A 19,449-nucleotide genomic window follows, 5' to 3' on the forward strand; every position below is an offset into this window, starting at 1 on the left:
CCGGCGGGGTCGGAAAAGACAAAAAACAGGCGCCAACCGGCGCCTGTCTTCAGTGAAAGCGGAAGCAATCCGTCCTTAAGCTTCGGTTGTTTCTGCTTCAGCTGTTGAGGTTTCTTCAACTGCTGCCATTTTCTCCGGCACATGCCGGTAAAACTCAGCATCGATTGCCGGTTCGATATAGTTACCCAGAATAATATCTGCAGCTTTCTCTGCGACCATCATTGTTGGTGCATACAGGTTACCATTGGTGATTGCCGGGAAGATAGAAGCATCAACCACACGCAGGTTTTTCACCCCGTGAACTTTCAGCTCAGCATCAACAACGGCCATCTCATCGTAACCCATCTTACAGGTACAGCTTGGGTGATAAGCACTTTCACCATCGCGGGCAACGAAGTCGAGAATTTCTTCATCGGTCTGTACCGATGGCCCTGGTGCCAGCTCTTCACCACGCAGGTGATCAAAGGCTGGTTGCTCAATGATATTCCGGGTACAACGAATCGCCTGAACCCATTCTTTACGCTCCTGTTCTGTTGACAGATAGTTAAACAGAATCTCTGGCTTCTGATCCGGATCGTTTGATCTGATTTTCACGTGCCCACGAACGTCAGTATTCATCGGACCGACGTGCAGCTGGAAGCCGTGACCGTCACGTGGTGCACTGCCGTCATAGCGGATTGCCAGTGGCAGGAAGTGATATTGCAGGTTTGGATAAGCCACTTCATCATTACCACGGATAAAGCCACCCGCTTCAAAGTGGTTAGTTGCGGCTTTCCCTTTGCGGCGGAATAACCAGTCAAAACCAATCTTAGGCTGATTATACCATTTCAGCGCCGGATACATACTGACCGGCTCTTTACAGGTGTACTGAACATATAGTTCCAGGTGATCCTGAAGGTTTTCACCGACCCCCGGCAGATGATGAACCGGGTTAATGCCTAAAGCGCGCAACTCTTCTTCATTCCCCACACCGGACAGTTGCAGCAGTTTAGGTGAGTTGATCGCACCGCCACAGGAGATGATTTCACCGCCGTATACAGTGTGATTTTTCTTGCGGCGTTTAAACTCAACACCAATCGCTGTTTTGCCGTCGAAAATCACCCGGTTTGCTGTTGCGCCGGTCAGAACGGTCAGGTTTTTACGGTTTTTCACCGGATGCAGATAAGCGCGGGCAGCACTTAAACGACGGCCGCGGTAAATATTCTGGTCAAAGGCACCAAAACCTTCCTGCTGATAACCGTTGACATCATCGGTCAGCGGGTAGCCGGCTTCCTGAGTTGCTTTAAAGAATGCATCAAACAGCGGGTTGTCGCAGGCCGGGGTTGAAATCGCCAGCGGGCCATTGTCGCCGTGATAGGTATCCGCACCTTTCAGGCGGGTTTCAAATTTGCGGAAGTAAGGTAAACAATGCTTATAATCCCAGTTTTCCAGCCCTTCGTAGCGGCCCCATTTTTCATAGTCCAGTGCGTTACCACGGATATAAATCATACCGTTAATACAGCTGCTGCCGCCTAAAACTTTTCCACGGGGCTGGGCAATTTTACGATTGTTCATGCAGGGTTCAGGCTCAGATTCATACAACCAGTTATATGTGCCGTCCGTCAATAAATAGGTTAAGGCTGCCGGCATATGAATCCGGAAGTCGAGCCGGTGATCCGGGCGTCCGGCTTCAAGGACCAGGACTTTATTCTCCGGGTTCGCACTGAGCCGGTTGGCCAGTACACAACCGGCAGAACCGCCGCCGACAATAATATAATCGTATGATTGGTCTTTCATGTGTTCCCTTACGTAATTAAATGAAAAATTTAAATCAGTTCTGATTCAGTTGAATCAATCGTTTGTTGAGCACGATGAAGACATTGTTGCAGCAGCCGGTAATGCTGGCTGACTGCGGCCTGTAAACGAACCGGTTCACGGTTAATCAGGTGGGTGGCTGTTTCCCGCCAGTTTTCAACCGTTTGACGGCAGAATTCCGGATCCTGATACAGGTTGTTGTCATGAGAGCTGAATCCCTGCTGAAGTGCCTGCATGACCCATTCAAAGATTGGGTTTCCTGTCATGCTGGCGAGCAACAGGTTCAGCTGACGATCCGTCTCGCCCAGTTCATGGGCGTGCTGCTGTGGATCGTCTGCGAATGTTTCCAGTTTGCCGACCGCTGCCAGCATGGCTGTATGCTGTTCTGCGGTTGCCCGGACCATCGCTAACTGTGCGACTGTCTGGTCAATGGTTTCCCGGAATTCTGCTACCTGATACGGGCCGATATTTTTCTGCTTGAGAAACAGCGCCAGTGATTCACTGATATTGGCAACGTCCACCTGTTTGATAAACGCGCCACCTTTCTGGCCTTTACGGATTTCAATTAACCCTTTCTGCTTCAGTGCACGAATTGCTTCCCTGATGACACCCCGCCCGGTTCCAAACTGTGTTTGCAGCTCCCGCTCGCTGGGCAGGCAATCGCCGGGCTGAAGTTTTTGGTTCAGAATCGCTGACTCAATCTGCAGGGCGATATCTTCACTCGCCCGGCCGGCCTGAACCTGGTGAAACATCATTTCTTCAGACAACTTCTTACTTCCTTTGATGGTTATTTTTATACTTTTGGTACGACCATTGATGGCTATTATACGTATTTTTCTGCTTAAATCGAGTGTGAAATGGATTTTGGTAGGACCATTGGGTGTGCATTTAACGGTAAGTTATTCATCTTTATGGCTATGAAGCGACCTGACGCGACTTAGCATCGATATGCGCTACCTGTCGCTCTGGACTTCATTTTCCCTCTTCATGTAGAGTAAAAACGTAACATCATAAGCCTGTATGCCTCAGAGAGGCCGGGTTATCAAACAAATATAACTATTCCAGTCTTTTGGCCTTTCAATCTGGTTTGTCGCAACCTTGTCCTGCGATGTTGACAAAACGTTTGTTTCAGCAGAGAAGTATTCACAAGATAACCGGTGATGCCGGGATTGCATCACGATGAAAGGCCGGAAGTAAAATTGATACAGGAAGGAATCGCGATGATAAGAAAAATTGCATGTTTATTGCTGGCACTGACAGGCCTGACGGGACAAACCAGTGCGTTTGCCAAAGAGACGATCCGCATTGGGGTTGATGCGACCTATCCACCGTTTGAATATACCAAACCGGATGGCACGCTGGCCGGATTCGAAATTGAACTGGGCAATGCGATGTGTGAAAAAGTTCAGGCTGAATGTGTCTGGGTACCCATGAGCTTTGACGGGCTGATTCCGGCACTGAAAGTGAAAAAAATTGATGCAGTATTTTCTTCGCTGGGTATTTCAGAGAAGCGTAAGAAAGTTGTCGATTTCTCTGACCGGACCTGGACCGGATTTTCTTCCATGCTGAGCCTGAAGCGCCTTAATCTTCAGCCGGCAGCTGAATCGCTGAAAGGCAAAGTTCTGGGTGTGCTGCAGGGATCCATTCAGGAAGACTTCGCCAGAAAAAAACTCATGCCGCATGGTGTCAGTGTTCAGGCATACCAGACTCAGGAACAGGTCTATGCTGACCTGCTGAACGGCCGGATTGATGCTTCCATGCAGGATATGACGCAGGCGCAGACCGGTTTTATTGAGAAAGGAAAACATCCTGAGTTTGCCAACCAGAAGGTTGTGGATGAACTGCTGCCGGCAGACAGTGCAATCGCTATCCGTAAAGGTGATTCACGTACGATGGGGCTGATCAACCGTGGTATCAGTGCGATTCATGCTGACGGAACCTATGACCGGATTCAGCGTCAGTTCTTTGGTGACCTTGATCTGTATAACAAGTAACAAGAAGCAAAAAAACGCCCTGGTCAGCTATGAGCCGGGGCAATATTTATTCATCAATACTTTATTTCCTCACTTTCAGCCTGAAGAAGTTACAACATCATGAAACATCAACAACATCCGCTTATTTCCCCGGTTCCAGGTACACAGCGTGTGATCGACAGCTTTCATTTCGGCACACCGGGCTGTGGGAAGAAAATCTATATTCAGGCCTCTTTGCATGCTGACGAACTGCCCGGCATGCTGGTGGCGTGGAAACTGAAACAGCAGCTGACTGAGCTGGAAGAGCAGGGGCTGATTCAGGGAGAAATTGTACTGGTTCCGGTTGCCAATCCGATTGGCCAGAATCAACATCTGATGGATGTTCATCTGGGGCGCTACGAAACCGAAACCGGGCAGAATTTTAACCGCGGCTACTATGATACCTTTGAGCAGGTTGCGGAGCTGGTGGAAAATCAACTCTCACAAGATCCGCAGGAGAATCAGAAAATTATCCGGCTGGCGCTGCGGCAGGCGATTCAGTCATGGCATGTCGGGACTGAAATGCATGCCATGCAAAAAACGCTGCAACTGCTTTGCTGTGATGCGGATGTAATTATTGATATGCATTGTGATTTTGAAGCTGTGCAGCATGTTTACAGTACTTACTATTCATGGGAAAGCATGATTCCGCTGGCTTGCTATCTGGATTCAAAAGCCAATATGCTGGCTGATGAAACCGGCGGTAATCCGTTCGATTCTGCTTTTGATATGGTGTGGCAGCGACTGCACGCCCGCTTCGGCGACATCATTCCCAAAGGTTGCCAGTCGGTCACGCTGGAGTTATGCGGACAGGCCGATGTGTATCATGGTAAAAGTGATCAGGATGCGGTCGCTCTGCTCAATTATCTGCGCCATATGGAAGTCGTGGTTGATCGTGCGGCTGATACATTTTCACCTGAATCACTTTATGTGAGTGATCTGTCGGCGGTTGAACCGCTCAAAAGCCCGATTGGTGGCGTTTTAGTGCTGTGCGCTGAGCCCGGAGACACGATTAAAGCCGATCAACTGATTGCGGAAGTGATTAACCCAATCACAGATGAGGTTGCGCAAATCCGTGCAACTCAGCCGGGGTTATTGTTTTCCCGCTCGATGCGGCGAACCGCAACGGCAGGTATGCTGGTGGCGCATGTGGCCGGAAAAGTACCGGTTCGCAGCGGATATCTGCTGGCGCCCTGATCTTGCGGGAGCGGAAAAAATGAAGCCCGGCGATGCAGCCGGGCTATTTTACTGATTTATTTATCGTCTGGTTAATGACACCGGACCAGCAGAGAAAAGCTTATGGACGGCCGAAGTCTGTTGTCCAGTAAACTGAGTACGCAGAACCGGCTGCTGTGCGCTTATCAGCACCCATTTCTGTGAAATTCTGGTTCATAATATTGCTGCAATGGCCGCTGCTTTCGAGCCATCCTTCCATCACCTGATCGACACTGCTGTATCCGGCAGCAATGTTTTCTCCCCACCAGGAAGCGTTATATCCGGCGTCTGAAATACGCTCATCCATTGTTGAACCGTCTGAACCTGTGTGAGAGAAGATATTATTGGTTGCCATATCCGTATTGTGTCTTGCTGCCGCCGTGGCCAGTTTACAATTCCACGTCAGAGCCGGGGCGGCTGGATAGTAAGTACTGCCACAGTTTCTGCCTTCACTACGGGCTGTATTGTGGGCGGCCAGCAATGCACTTTGTGTGGCTGTCATTTCACAGTCGCCTGTGGTTTGCCCGCTATCACTGTTCCCGCTGTTGTCACTATCTCCCTGACTTGCCGCACTGTAGCTGGCAAGTAGTGTGACGCCGGAGTAATCATAATAACCGTGCAGCATAATGTAATATGTGGTGTCAGTTTTTGTCAGGCTGCTGCAACTTTCGTTGTTACCGGTTTGATAAGGCCGGCAGTCATAACTATTCACCGTTGGTTGTTGCCCGGCTTTGACATAAAGGTCGACATCCCCGCTGCCGTCACTGGTTTTAATCACCAGATTTGTCGCGTTCGCAGGTACCTGAATTGTAAAATATTGCTGGCTGTTGGTTGTGCCGCTCAAACCAGTGATAGATTCGCCGTTGGTCAGTGCTGTTTCATTCGCAGCATAAACCTGACTGAAAGGGAGCAGGCAGGCGATGAGCCCGGGGAGGGCGTATTTAGCTTTTAGTTGAATCATTTTCTTTATCCTCAGCAGGAGATTAAATCAAGGAAACGATTACTCAATTGTTTCCCAGCGAATTGACGTTGTGTGTCTGTTTTCCCGACTGAGATATCAGAAAGACTCAGTCCGGAATATTGGAATTTGTTTGGGTGAGACGGGATTATTTTTGCGACGAATAGTATAGAAATAAAGCGATATCAGAAAGTTGAATACAATGAATATTCGCTGATTTGATACCTTCTCCTGAGAACAGCTGTTTATTGTTGATATAAATAATATTTGTGGTTAACAGACTCTGCTGATTGTCAATAAAACTATTTTTATACCCAAGCAACCTGCATCTTCAGGTTGTTTGGGTATATCAGGGAACCGGACAGCGGTTAATTCTCTGATGCACTAAAAATATGTGGTGAATTCAGGTTACCGGCGGTTTCCAGCCGGGCACGGATGGCAGGCGAAATGGTGTCACTATCGAGGGGATACAGGCCGATGCCATCCAGTTTGCTGCGCAGCGGGGTGTCCGGGCTGAGCCGCTCAAATACAATTCTTGAAGCGAAGGGAATACGGGAATTACGTCCCTGTATGCCAAGCGTGATACCGGACAACAGGCTGAAACTGCCTTTGGTTGCTCCGTATAAAATTGTCTGGGAAATTGCCCGCTGGCAGTGTACACCGTAATCAATAATCTGAATCCGCTCGCCCAGCAGAAAGACAATACCGACGAATTTTCCGATTTCGTAGCCATCCAGCATGGCCTGACCCGGCTCAGCTCTTTCATAAAAGTGGGAATAGCAAATACCTTCTTTCAATGACAGGCGGGCAAAACTTTTGCTGACATAGCCTTCATATGATGGGGTCAGATAATAGTAATAATAATCACCGAGATAACGGTCAATATCCTGTGAGCTGGTCAGCATCATATTTTCCAGCAGCCGGGTATGACGCTGCCCGGCCGGGCTGTCATCCAGAATACTTTGCGGTTTCCGGTTGCGTTCCCGGGCAGAAATGAGGGCTTTGAACTGATCGGCGGGCAGGGTAATTTCTTCGCTTTCCACGCCAAAAAAATCGCAGATTTTCCGCAGGCTCTGGATGGTCGGTATACTGCTGCCACGGAGATATTTTGAAAACTGCTGGCGGTTCATCGCCATTTTCCGGCAGCAATCGGAGATGCTGTCACTGTAGCTGCAAAGCAGACGGAGGTTGATTGCCAGATTGTTTGTGTCCGTTTTTTTCTGATTCATACCGTTACTTTGATTCACCTGTGCGCATCGGGTCTTGTTGATACTTTGATAATGTACTTGATTTACCCGCCGATTGCGACTGTCCGCAATTGGTCACGGGGGTCACCGTGACATGCAGATGTTTAATGTCAGAAAGCTCAGTTTCCCCAGATATTGTATGGATAAATGCAAGACCTCAAATAATTTTATTACGGCCATGAACAATGTGCCATTACGTAACCTATTGATTAATGATGAAAACATTATCTGTCATTTTAAGTTGTGACTCATTTATCAGTAAAATTTAATTTGAACTCTAACTATATCTCTGGCATTTTATATTTAACTAATCGTTCAATAAAAAATAATCACGTCACTTTATGCCGAAGACAGGAATGCCTGATATCAGGAAACCACAGCTGGTGAATGCCACTATGTCTGTGATTGATCGGGTCGGGCTACACGCTGCCAGTATTGCTTTAATCAGCAAAGAAGCTGGATTGTCTGCCGGAATTATCAATCACTACTTTGGTGGCAAGCATGGGTTGCTTGAAGAAACGATGCGGGAAATCCTGCGTCAGCACGGACGCACGATTCAGAACCTGCTGAAAAACATTCCGCCGGAACAGCATCAGATGCGGATTAATGCCATTATCAGCGGCAACTTTGAAGGCTATCAGGCAGAAAGCAAGGTCGTGAAAGTCTGGCTGGCTTTCTGGTCTTATGCGATGCATGACAAACAGCTCAGCCGGTTACAAAGAGTCAATGAAAAGCGGTTAATCTCGCACTTAAAAATCGAATTGAAAGCACTTCTGCCTTTTGACCGGGTGATTCCGGTTGCTCAGGGAGTTGCGTCACTGATTGACGGACTCTGGTTGCGCGGGGCGCTGAATCCGCAGGGGATCGATGTGGCAAAAGCCCGGGATATCATCAATGATTATCTGAACCTGCAACTCAAATTTTACGCAAAAACATAACGAATTAAGTCAGATAAAATGGAAATTAAATCTTTGTATATTGACGGCAAAGCCGTTATGGCAACGTCTGGTGAGACGTTTTCTAACTACAATCCGGCGACCGGAGAAGTGATTGCTGAACTTGGGCAGGCTTCTGCGCAGGATATGGATAAAGCGATTGAATCCGCGAAATGTGGTTTTGCAGTCTGGTCGGCGATGTCACCGACTGAACGCAGCCGGATTCTGCTTAAAGCGGTCGCCATTCTTCGCGAGCGAAATGATGAACTGGCCCGGATTGAAGTGCTGGATACCGGAAAAGCGCTGCAGGAAGCGATTGATGTTGATGTCGTGACCGGAGCCGACGTGATCGAATACTTTGCCGGGCTGGCACCTGCAATGCAGGGTGAGCAGCAACCGCTTGGACAGAGTCAGTTTTTCTATACCCGTCGCGAGCCACTGGGTATTTGTGCCGGTATCGGTGCATGGAATTACCCGATTCAGATTGCGATGTGGAAATCAGCCCCGGCACTGGCGGCCGGGAATGCGATGATTTTTAAACCTTCCGAAGAAACACCGACCGGAGCGCTGAAACTGGCAGAGATCTTTACTGAAGCCGGGATGCCGGATGGTGTGTTTAATGTATTGCAGGGTGATTATCGTGTCGGTCAGATGCTGACAGCACACCCGGATATTGCCAAGGTTTCCTTTACCGGTGAAACCGGCACCGGCAAAGCCGTGATGACAGACAGCGCGAAAACACTGAAGTCAGTCACGATGGAGCTGGGTGGTAAATCTCCGATGATCATTTTCGATGATGCGAAGCTGGATCAGGCGGTGTCAGCGGCGATGACAGCGAACTTCTATACCCAGGGCGAGGTTTGTACCTGTTGTACGCGGGTGTTCGTGCATGAAAATATTTACGATGCCTTTGTTGCACAGGTGAAAGCACGCACTGAAAAAATGACCATTGGTGATCCGATGGACATCAACACACAGGTGGGTTCTCTGATCTCGAAAGAGCATCTGGGCAAGGTTTTGGGCATGATCGAACAGGCCAAAACCAGTGGTGCAACCCTGCTGACCGGTGGTTATCAGGTCACAGATAATGGTCTGGAGAAGGGCAGCTTTGTGATTCCGACCGTGTTTACGGATTGTACCGATGAGATGCCGCATGTACAGCAGGAAATTTTCGGCCCTGTCATGTCTGTGCTGAAGTTTAGTGATGAAGATGAAGTGGTTCGTCGTGCCAATGACACTGATTATGGCCTGGCCGCTTCCGTGTTTACTCAGAATCTGGCACGCGCGCACCGTGTGATTCATCAGATTGAAGCCGGGATTTGCTGGGTGAATACCTGGGGTGATTCTCCGGCGGAAATGCCGGTTGGTGGCTATAAACACTCCGGTGTTGGCCGTGAAAACGGCCCGGAAACGCTGCTTCATTACACACAGACCAAGAGTGTTCTGATTGAAATGAATGACTTTGAAGGTCCATACGCGTAAGCGGGAGTCAGATCATGCAAAAGAATTTTGATTATATCATTGTTGGTGCGGGTTCAGCCGGTTGTGTACTGGCTGATCGTTTGTCTGCCTCAGGAGAGCATCAGGTGCTTCTGCTGGAAGCCGGGGGAACGGATAAGAGTATTTTTATCCAGATGCCGACCGCGCTCTCTTATCCGATGAATACTGAAAAGTATGCGTGGCAGTTTGAATCTCAGGCCGAAGCCGGGCTCGATGGCCGCCGGTTACACTGCCCGCGCGGGAAAGTGCTGGGCGGTGGTTCTTCGATCAACGGCATGGTGTATGTTCGTGGTCATGCCTGTGACTTTGATGAGTGGGAAGCGCACGGCGCTGCGGGCTGGAATTATCAGTCCTGTTTGCCTTATTTCCGCCGGGCGGAAACCTGGGTGAAAGGTGAAGATGCGTATCGGGGTGGGCAGGGGCCGTTGGGCACCTGTATCGGCAACGATATGACACTTAATCCGCTTTATCAGGCATTTATTGATGCCGGTAAAGATGCCGGTTACCCTGTCACACAAGATTACAACGGTTATCAGCAGGAAGGCTTTGGCCCGATGCATATGACAGTTGATAAAGGTGTGCGGGCTTCCACATCAAATGCTTACCTGCGCCGTGCGCTGAAGCGCCCGAACCTGACACTGATAAAGAAGGTTGTGGTCAGAAAGATTTTGCTCGATGGCAAAACAGCGACCGGGATTGAATATGAGCAATCCGGTCAAATCAAACAGGTCTATGCCGGGAAAGAAGTCATTTCCTGTGCCGGTTCGATTGGCTCGCCACAGTTATTACAATTGTCAGGTATCGGCCCGAAGGCGGTACTGGAAAATGCTGGTGTGCCGGTGGTGCACGATTTGCCGGGCGTGGGTGAAAATCTGCAGGATCACCTTGAAGTGTACTTCCAGTATCACTGTAAAGAGCCGATCACACTCAATAGCAAACTGGGTTTAATCAGTAAAGGGCTGATTGGAACGGAATGGATTCTGACCCGTAAAGGACTGGGCGCGACCAACCACTTTGAATCGTGTGCATTTATCCGTTCCCGTAAAGGGTTGAAATGGCCGAACATCCAGTATCACTTCCTGCCGGCGGCCATGCGTTATGATGGTCAGGCGGCATTTGAAGGCCACGGTTTTCAGGTCCATGTCGGGCCGAATAAGCCGGAAAGCCGTGGTTATGTAGCGATAACATCCGCTGATCCGCATGATAAACCCGAGATTGTATTCAACTATATTTCAACGGATCAGGATCGTCAGGACTGGCGTGACTGTATCCGTTTAACCCGTGAAATCCTTGCTCAGCCAGCACTGGATGCATACCGGGGAGATGAAATTCAGCCGGGGGCCGATGTGACTTCTGACGAAGCGATAGATGCCTGGGTCAAACAAAATGTTGAAAGTGCTTATCACCCGTCGTGCAGCTGCAGGATGGGCGCAGAGGATGATCCGATGGCAGTTCTGGATGACCAGTGCTTTGTCCGTGGTATCAATCAACTTCGGGTCGTGGACTCTTCCATTTTCCCGACCATCACAAACGGTAACCTCAATGCGCCAACGATTATGGTCGCTGAGCGCGCCGCCGATCTGATTCTTGGCAATGATTTACTGACGCCTGCCGGTGTGGATGTCTGGATTGCGCCGGACTGGCAGGACACGCAGCGCCTTCAGGTGCCGCAAAGAGCATTGCCAACGGATAACTAACTTGCCAATAACTAACCGAAAGCCAGCAACTGAAATAAGGAAATGATGATGTCTAAGATGAAGACACTATTCACTTTAGGATTAAGTACGCTGTCTGTGAGCGTATATGCGAATCAGTGTGAAACGGTTCGCTTTTCCGATGTCGGCTGGACCGACATCACTTCAACAACAGCAGTGACCAGTGAACTGTTGAAAGGTATGGGATATCAGACCAAAACGGATCTGCTGTCTGTGCCTGTGACCTATTCTTCCATGGCCAACGGGGATATCGATGTTTTCCTGGGTAACTGGATGCCAACTATGGAAGGCGATATTGCAAAATACAGAGATGCCGGAACGGTAGAAACGGTTCGTGCTAATCTGGAAGGTGCGAAATATACCCTTGCGGTACCTGCATATGTCTACGATGCCGGCGTGCATAGTTTTGCTGATTTGGCAAAATTCGCGGACAAATTCAGGGATCGCATCTATGGCATTGAGCCGGGGAATGATGGCAACCGGATTATCCAGTCGATGATCGACAGCGATGCATTTGGCCTGAAAGATTTCACGCTGGTGGAATCCAGTGAGGCAGGCATGGTGTCCCAGGTTTATCGTGCGGTTCGCCGTAAGCAGTGGATTGCCTTCTTAGGCTGGGCACCACACCCGATGAATAACAATGTTCAGATGAAGTACCTTTCTGGCGGTGATGACTTCTTCGGGCCAAATTACGGCGGAGCAAGCGTGTATACCAATGTCCGCCGTGACTATCTCAAGACATGTCCGAATGTGGGTCAGTTGCTGAAGAATCTTCAGTTCAGCCTGCCGATGGAAAATGAGCTGATGGGTAACATTCTCAACGACAAGATGCAGCCACAGACAGCCGCGCGCAACTGGATGAAAGCGAACATGCAGCAGGTAAATCAGTGGCTGGAAAACGTCAAATCGATTGATGGCAAACCGGCTTCAGAGACGGTGAGTGCCTACCTGCAAAAATAAATTACGAAAAACAGAAAAAGAATATGGTGGCATTTTGCCACCGTTAAAAACAAAGGTCCTATTGTGAACTTTATTACAGAGTACAAAATTCCGCTGGGTCAGTGGATGGAAAGTGGCGTTGACTGGCTGACACTGAACGCCTCAGGTTTTTTTGACGCGATTTCATTCTTTCTTGAAAGCGTCATTCTTTCTTTGGTCGATCTGTTTAAATGGATGCCTCCGGCCGTTCCCATTTTAATGACTGCCGGACTGGCGTGGTATCTGCACCGGAAAGTTTCACTGGTTGTGTTTATTGTGGCGGCCTTTTTGCTGATTTTAAATATGGGCTACTGGCAGGAAATGCTGGAAACCTTTGTTCTGGTTTTTGCCGCGACAACGATTTCCGTATTGATTGGCGTCCCTTTAGGCATTATGGCCGGACACCGCCCCTGGCTTTACACACTGATGAGACCGGTGCTTGATCTGATGCAAACCGTTCCGACATTTGTGTATTTGATCCCAACGTTGGTTCTGTTTGGTCTGGGCATTGTGCCGGGGCTGATTTCAACGATTATTTTTGCTATTGCCGCACCAATCCGTCTGACATATCTGGGGATTACCCGGGTTCCGGAAGATTTGATTGAAGCGGGAAGGGCTTTTGGTGCCAGCCGGATGAAGCTGCTGTTTAAAGTGGAGTTGCCCGCTGCAATGCCAAGTATTATGACGGGGGTGACGCAATGTATCATGCTGTCGCTTTCCATGGTGGTGATTTCAGCACTGGTTGGTGCGGATGGGCTGGGTAAACCGGTGGTTCGGGCACTGAATACAGTCAACATCTCACAAGGTTTTGAGGCGGGATTAGCCATTGTGCTGGTCGCAATCATTCTTGACCGCATCTGTAAAACCCCAAGCCAGAAGGAGATGTAATCATGGGTGCCATTACGATTAAAAATCTGGATGTGGTGTTTGGTGATAAACCACAGAAAGCATTGCCGCTGCTGGATGCCGGTAAAAGCCGTCAGGAAATTATTGATGAAACCGGTTTGGTTGTTGGTGTAAATAATGTCAGCCTGACCGTTCAGGAAGGTGAAATCTGTGTGCTGATGGGCTTGTCCGGTTCCGGTAAATCCAGCTTATTACGCGCTGTCAACGGTCTGAATAAAATCAGCCGCGGCGCGCTGGAAGTTAAAGATGGCGATGAAAAGGTTGACTTAGCTCAGTGTGATAAGAAAACACTGCGTCATCTGCGTACACACCGGGTGTCTATGGTGTTCCAGAAATTTGCACTGATGCCCTGGCTGACAGTGCTGGATAACGTTGCTTTTGGCCTTGAATTGCAGGGTGTACCGAAAGCAGAGCGTCGTAAAAAAGCACGTGATCAGCTGGAAATGGTGGGGCTGGCTGAATGGGAAAACCAGTATCCCCATGAACTTTCCGGCGGGATGCAACAACGGGTCGGGCTGGCTCGGGCCTTTGCGATGGATACCGATATTCTGCTGATGGATGAACCGTTTTCTGCGCTTGATCCACTGATTCGTGCGCAACTCCAGGATGAGCTGATTTTACTGCAAAACAAACTGAACAAAACGATTCTGTTTGTCAGCCATGATCTGGACGAAGCGCTGAAGATTGGTAATAACATCGCGATTATGGAGTCCGGAGAGTTGATCCAGCACGGTAAGCCTGAAGATATTGTCCTGAATCCGAAAAATGACTATGTCAAAGATTTTGTTGCCCATACTAATCCACTGAATGTTCTCAGAGGACGCTCATTGATGCAACCGGCAGACAGCCTGACCTCAGAGGAAAACCGTTGGCAGATTTGTGAAACCAGACAATTGTGGGTCGAACAGAATCAGGATCAAATCGCACTGGCAAATGATGATTTAAACCTGCATTACTGGAATGCTGAGTCCACAGATTTCGAAGCTGTGAATGATTCCGCTGTGGTTGTGGCACATCCGGATATTGAAATGCGTGATGCGATTGAACTGAAAATGCGCAGTCAGCATCCGGTATTGCTGGCAGAAAGCGGCCGGTTTATCGGTGTCCTCGATGATCAGGCCTTTTATAATGCATTGCTGGGGAATTATCAGTAGCTGCATGACATGTGGTTGACAGGAAAAAGCGAGCCTCTGAACCGGCTCGCTTTTTTGTTTTCTGCATCATATACCCAAGTGACCTCAAGATGCATGTTCAGCGAGAATGGATTGGTTTCTGACCAAGGCACTGATTTGTCGACATAGTCATTCTACGTTGAAAATCAGTCACTCAGGACAGGCGCCAATCAATCCCGCCCTTCGGGAGCGCATCAACAGGTTCATTTCTGCGTCAAACAACTTCGAAAGGCGTCATCATTCCTTCGGTTATTTTCCTTGAACTGACCCTGTTGATGAAGCTCTGAATCCTGCATCTTGAAGTCATTTGGGTATAATACCAATTGTGTAATTGTCATATAATAAATGAGATTGGTATAAGATTATTTTTCCACCTGATAATGGATTTGTATTTATTAAAAAATATTATGAAATGCTTTTCATTAAGATATTTTTATGTAGAATAGCCGGCATGAAATCAGAATGTGATTTAATTTTTGCATTTATTGATGGTGTTTACTCTTTCAATTACTTATTTTATGCCATTTTTAATACGTCAGTATAATATTTAAAATAGATAGTATAATTCATTATATTAAAATTTATCTGTTTGTTTATCACTCATTGAATTAATTGTTGATTATATACCCAGGCAACCTGAAGATGCATAATGCTTTCTTCACAGGATGCTGTGTTCTCTTGCCGCCTGATGTTGATGGTGTCTTATGCCGGAGTAATGCTTGTTATCCTGAGCTGCTCTCTGAGCAGAAGTCATCGTTACCGGATGGACCTCAGAATATTCTCAAGCATCTTGAGATCACTTGGGTATATATGCTTTATTATTTCGCTGGAATTTAAACTCAGTATTTCAGGTTGTATTTATATGATCTGTATTATTTGACGGGTTTATTATTAGTTATCATATATTGTGTGATGTTGGATATGACTAACTGAATAATAATTCTGCTCATTGCTTGTGAAATTCTGTTGAATTTATGTTCCTTTTGGTGTGCGTAAATAAAACAGAGTCATCATGCTGTTATCAAAATAAATATACCCAGGCAACCTGTATCTTCAGGCTGCCTGGGTATATCAACCATGTCTTGATTTCCGGATAGTCTGAAGTCTGTCTGGTTGTCACTGCATGCATCCCAATAACCAGGAGGAAATATAACCATGAAATCGATATACCACCCAAAAATGTCCGGTACCGGGCTCACTTTACTGGGAGTGACCGGCTCACTCTTCATCTGTATGAGTCCGGCTTTTGCCAGTCAGCCGGTCACGTGTAGCGATAAAGAAGCCGGTTCAGTATTTGAAAGTGACAATCATCTCTATCTGGTGGTGGATGACGCTTTAGTCCGGGACGCAGAAAATCTTGAGGCGCTGAAACAGGGCAGAATCCGTTTCTGTACCTCTCATGTGGCGAATATGTCGTTACTGTTTGCCGGTGATGATTTCAATCAGGATATTGGTGACTGGGATACAGCTCAGGTGACGGATATGTCGTCCATGTTTGAAGATGCAACTGAATTTAATCAGGATATCGGTCACTGGAATACTGCGTTGGTGAGGGACATGCACAGTATGTTTTTGGGCGCACATCAGTTTAATGGTGATGTCAGCCGGTGGAATACCGCCAATGTGACGGATATGTCGTCTATGTTTGAGGATGCGCATGCGTTTAACCAGGATGTGACCCACTGGAATATTTCGAAAGTGACCACACTGGAGAAGACCTTTTACCGGGCTGCCCGTTTTAATCAGAATCTCAGAAACTGGAATACGTCCGGTGTGACCACAATGAAAATGACTTTTGCCGGGGCCGGGCATTTTAATGGTGATATCAGCCGCTGGAACACGTCACGGGTTACAACGATGGCAAGTATGTTTGAGGATGCAGGTGCATTCAATCATGATCTCGGTCAGTGGAATACAACCAGCCTCGCGGATGTCAGAGATATGTTCCGCAATGCTGCCCGTTTTGATCAGGATCTGAATGGCTGGGATACCTCACATATTGCCGATATGCGGGGGATGTTTGCCGGTGCCGTGCGATTTAACGGTGAAATCGGTCAATGGAATGTTTCACACGTTGTGAATATGTCTGACATGTTCCACGGGGCGGCTCATTTCAACCGTGATATCAGCAACTGGGATACCTCAGGCCTGATTGCTGCGGTGAATATGTTCCGTGAAGCCCGCCGGTTTAATCAGCCCCTTGCGGCCTGGGACACATCCCGTCTGAAAAATACCAGTTTTATGTTCCGTCAGGCAGGCGTATTTAACCAATATATCGGTAGCTGGGATACTTCGGCTCTGGTCAGTGCGACCGGTATGTTCTGGGCAGCCGCCAGCTTTGATCGTGATATCAGTCAGTGGAATACCGGGAAGCTGACCTATGCCAGTGCGATGTTTGCTTATGCCAGCAGCTTTAATCAGGATATCGGCCAGTGGGATACATCCGGTCTGAAAAGAGCGAATTCAATGTTTCAGGCAGCGACAGCATTTAACCAGGATATCAGCGGCTGGAATACTTCCTCACTGGAACGGGTGATTTCAATGTTCGAGCACGCAGAAAGTTTTGATCAGGACCTGACGGGGTGGGATCTCAGCCGTGTGAAAGCAAAATATGCACAGAATTTTGCCCGTTACAGTGCCATGACTGCGGAGTATTTACCGGCTTTTGCTGATGCTGAGTAGCTGACTTTTTTGAATTTGTCACAGAGGCCGGGGTGGTTGCACCGGCCTCATTGTGTCGCCGGGATACATCACACCGGGCGAGTGGACAGCAGAGATATACCCAAACAACCTGAATCCTGCATCTTCAGGTTGCTTGGGTATAAAACAGAAAAGAAGCCCGCAGGCTTCCTTCATCAATGCATCGTGAATGCTTCGTTTCTTCTTTCACTAAGCACCAATAATACCGCCGTCGTCACGGGTGATCATCATCACTGTGGAGCGTGGTTTACTTTTTCCGCCTTCAGGGAAGTGCGATGGCGCCATTTTTTCGCCCGGATGCTGAACACCAACAAACATGGTTTTCTGGTCCGGTGAAAATGTCAGGCCGGTGATTTCGCAGGCGATTGGGCCGGTTAAGAAACGCTTGATTTCTCCGGTCAGCGGGTCGCCACATAACATCTGATTGTTTCCCTGACCGGCAAAGTCGCCTTTATTGGAGTAATTGCCATCGGTCAGAATCCATAAGCGTCCGTCTTTATCAAATCCCAGCCCGTCCGGACTGTTAAACATGTTGTCTTTGTTGATGTTATCGGTGCCGCCGTACAAGTCTGAATGTACTTCCGGGTTCCCGGCAACCAGATACAGATCCCAGGCAAAATGATCGTGCGTATGATCGCCATCAATCGGTAACCAGCGAAGAATCTGCCCATATTGGTTTTTCGCCCGTGGATTTGGCCCACCGATCGGCTGACCGTCTTTGACGCCGCGGTATTTATTGTTGGTCAGTGTACAGAACACATACTGATGACCGGGATGTACCGCAACCCATTCCGGGCGATCCATCGTTGTTGCACCTGCAAGGGAAGCTGCGCGACGGGCAAAAATTAACACTTCAGCCTGGCTGGCAAAGCCATTTTCTGCGGTGAGGCCATTTTTCCCGTAAGTCAGCTCCAGCCACTGGCCGCCGCCTTTGAGCGATTTGGTGTCCATATTAAATTTAGCAGCATACAGGGTACCGTCTTCGAGCAATTCCCGGTTCGCGGCGTCATTGCCCGGCTGGTAGCGCTTTTTCGATACAAATTTATATAAAAATTCGCCGCGTTCATCGTCTCCCATATAGACGACAACATGACCGCTTTTATCCAGAACCAATGCTGCATTTTCATGCTTAAACCGCCCCAGTGCAGTGCGCTTTAGCGGAGTTGAATTTGGATCGTTCGGGTCAATTTCCACCACCCAGCCAAAACGGTTGGGTTCATTCGGATGCTGTGCGATATCAAAGCGATCATCGAACTGTTCCCATTGGTAACGGCTCTTCTTCGCTGCCATGCCGTAGCGCTTTTCATCTGCAGTCAGATCCCGGCCTTTCTTACTGCCGAAAAAATCATCAAAGTTTTCTTCACATGTCAGATAAGTTCCCCACGGTGTTTGTCCGTTTGCACAGTTGTTGAAAGTCCCATGCACCTTGGTACCTGTGGGGTCGTTTTGGGTTTTCAGCAGTGCATGTCCGGCAGCTGGTCCGGTCAGTTGCATCGCCGTGTTTGCAGTGATCCGGCGGTTACGTTGCCCGGTGCGATCAATTTGCCAGTTTTTCCCCTGCCTGACAATTTCAACCACAGTGACACCAACAGCCGCCTGAGCTTTGCGGACATCGGCAGCTGTCATTGATTTTCCCTGATGGTCAAACAGATATTCATAATTGGTATATTCATTATTGATGGCCAGCACTGCCCGGTTTTCACTGATCGGGAACAAGCTCATGCCATCGGTATTATCACCGAATTGCTTTTCCTGCGCGTCTGCGTTCTGCTTTCCGCTGGGATCAAAGTCAGGGGCACGGTTGAAAATCGGGTCGCCCCATGAAATCAGTGGTGTGGCACGATAACCCGCAGGGACGATCACCTGATCTGCTGTCGATGCAGGAATCGGATTAAAGTTGAGCAGTTTTGATGTCGGCTCAGCGGCGATGGCTTCCATCACCGGGTTCAGCGCAAGAAAAGTCCCGACCCCTGTTGCTGCACTGCCTTTTAAAAAGCCACGGCGTGAAAGTTGCGCCTCAACCATGGTACTGAATTCAGTCTCATTTAAATCCTTCTTTGATGACTCCATACGATTTCTCCATTGCTGTTATTGTTATCAGTGTTGTTGAGAGGTTGAGCATAACGGGCAATTGTGAATCAATTGTTAATCTGATATGAAAGAAAATTAATGTATGATAAATCAATGAGTTGTGTGAATGATATTCGGTGAGGCAATCTTCCGGTAAATTGATTCGTTGCACTTCGTACCAATGTGATCCCGGGGCTGTTTGAGTATAATATGAGTGCATATTGAGTCTGTAAGAAATAATCAGGGA

The 19,449-nt window shown here is 48.3% G+C and carries 14 protein-coding genes; 9 read left to right on the top strand and 5 right to left on the bottom strand.

Going from position 1 to position 19,449, the window contains the following annotated elements; genetic code table 11:
* Positions 1-75: 75 nt before the first annotated feature.
* Together betA (OC443_RS20190) and OC443_RS20195 are read right to left on the bottom strand one after the other, a co-directional pair.
* Positions 76-1,776, bottom strand: coding sequence for a choline dehydrogenase (gene betA, locus OC443_RS20190; protein WP_073583401.1), 1,701 nt, complete (start codon positions 1,774-1,776; stop codon positions 76-78).
* 29 nt (positions 1,777-1,805) lie between these two features.
* Positions 1,806-2,561, bottom strand: a complete 756-nt coding sequence (locus tag OC443_RS20195; RefSeq protein ID WP_200796926.1) for a FadR/GntR family transcriptional regulator — start codon at positions 2,559-2,561, stop codon at positions 1,806-1,808.
* 453 nt (positions 2,562-3,014) lie between these two features.
* Here OC443_RS20195 and OC443_RS20200 point away from each other — a divergent pair, with 453 nt between their 5' ends.
* Positions 3,015-3,788 (top strand): transporter substrate-binding domain-containing protein, encoded by a 774-nt coding sequence (locus OC443_RS20200; RefSeq protein WP_073583717.1) that lies wholly within the window; start codon positions 3,015-3,017, stop codon positions 3,786-3,788.
* A gap of 99 nt (positions 3,789-3,887) precedes the next feature.
* Positions 3,888-5,003 (top strand): succinylglutamate desuccinylase/aspartoacylase family protein, encoded by a 1,116-nt coding sequence (locus OC443_RS20205; protein ID WP_073583400.1) that lies wholly within the window; start codon positions 3,888-3,890, stop codon positions 5,001-5,003.
* A gap of 100 nt (positions 5,004-5,103) precedes the next feature.
* Here OC443_RS20205 and OC443_RS20210 read toward each other — a convergent pair whose 3' ends face one another.
* Both OC443_RS20210 and OC443_RS20215 read right to left on the bottom strand, forming a co-directional pair.
* On the bottom strand, positions 5,104-5,982 hold the full coding sequence (locus OC443_RS20210; protein WP_083601630.1) for a CAP domain-containing protein: 879 nt from the start codon (positions 5,980-5,982) through the stop codon (positions 5,104-5,106).
* A gap of 365 nt (positions 5,983-6,347) precedes the next feature.
* Complete coding sequence (locus OC443_RS20215) at positions 6,348-7,208, bottom strand: helix-turn-helix domain-containing protein (protein ID WP_073583398.1); 861 nt, start codon at positions 7,206-7,208, stop codon at positions 6,348-6,350.
* A gap of 359 nt (positions 7,209-7,567) precedes the next feature.
* On the opposite strand from OC443_RS20215, the gene betI reads away from it, so the two are divergent.
* The 7 genes from betI to OC443_RS20250 all read left to right on the top strand — a co-directional run bounded on the left by betI (position 7,568) and on the right by OC443_RS20250 (position 17,114).
* Positions 7,568-8,164: a transcriptional regulator BetI gene (gene betI, locus OC443_RS20220; protein WP_073583396.1), complete on the top strand. Its 597-nt coding sequence runs from the start codon at positions 7,568-7,570 to the stop codon at positions 8,162-8,164.
* Between the two features lie 18 nt (positions 8,165-8,182).
* Complete coding sequence (gene betB, locus OC443_RS20225) at positions 8,183-9,643, top strand: betaine-aldehyde dehydrogenase (protein ID WP_073583394.1); 1,461 nt, start codon at positions 8,183-8,185, stop codon at positions 9,641-9,643.
* A gap of 14 nt (positions 9,644-9,657) precedes the next feature.
* On the top strand, positions 9,658-11,358 hold the full coding sequence (gene betA, locus OC443_RS20230; protein WP_073583392.1) for a choline dehydrogenase: 1,701 nt from the start codon (positions 9,658-9,660) through the stop codon (positions 11,356-11,358).
* Positions 11,359-11,406: 48 nt separating this feature from the next.
* Entirely contained in the window at positions 11,407-12,336 is a 930-nt protein-coding gene (locus OC443_RS20235) for a choline ABC transporter substrate-binding protein (protein WP_073583390.1), read from the top strand.
* 63 nt (positions 12,337-12,399) lie between these two features.
* Positions 12,400-13,242, top strand: a complete 843-nt coding sequence (gene choW / locus OC443_RS20240; RefSeq protein ID WP_073583388.1) for a choline ABC transporter permease subunit — start codon at positions 12,400-12,402, stop codon at positions 13,240-13,242.
* 2 nt (positions 13,243-13,244) lie between these two features.
* Complete coding sequence (gene choV, locus OC443_RS20245) at positions 13,245-14,414, top strand: choline ABC transporter ATP-binding protein (RefSeq protein WP_073583386.1); 1,170 nt, start codon at positions 13,245-13,247, stop codon at positions 14,412-14,414.
* A 1,173-nt stretch (positions 14,415-15,587) separates the two neighbouring features.
* Positions 15,588-17,114 carry a BspA family leucine-rich repeat surface protein gene (locus OC443_RS20250; protein WP_083601629.1) on the top strand — a complete coding sequence of 509 codons (1,527 nt, stop codon included), beginning with the start codon at positions 15,588-15,590 and terminating at the stop codon, positions 17,112-17,114.
* A gap of 207 nt (positions 17,115-17,321) precedes the next feature.
* On the opposite strand, the gene OC443_RS20255 is transcribed toward OC443_RS20250, so the two are convergent.
* The gene (locus tag OC443_RS20255) at positions 17,322-19,202 is read right to left on the bottom strand and encodes a PhoX family protein (RefSeq protein ID WP_073583382.1); all 1,881 of its coding nucleotides are present in this window, start codon (positions 19,200-19,202) and stop codon (positions 17,322-17,324) included.
* Positions 19,203-19,449: the final 247 nt, after the last annotated feature.

It is taken from the genome of Vibrio quintilis, from assembly GCF_024529975.1.
In the GTDB taxonomy this organism is placed as follows: domain Bacteria; phylum Pseudomonadota; class Gammaproteobacteria; order Enterobacterales; family Vibrionaceae; genus Vibrio; species Vibrio quintilis.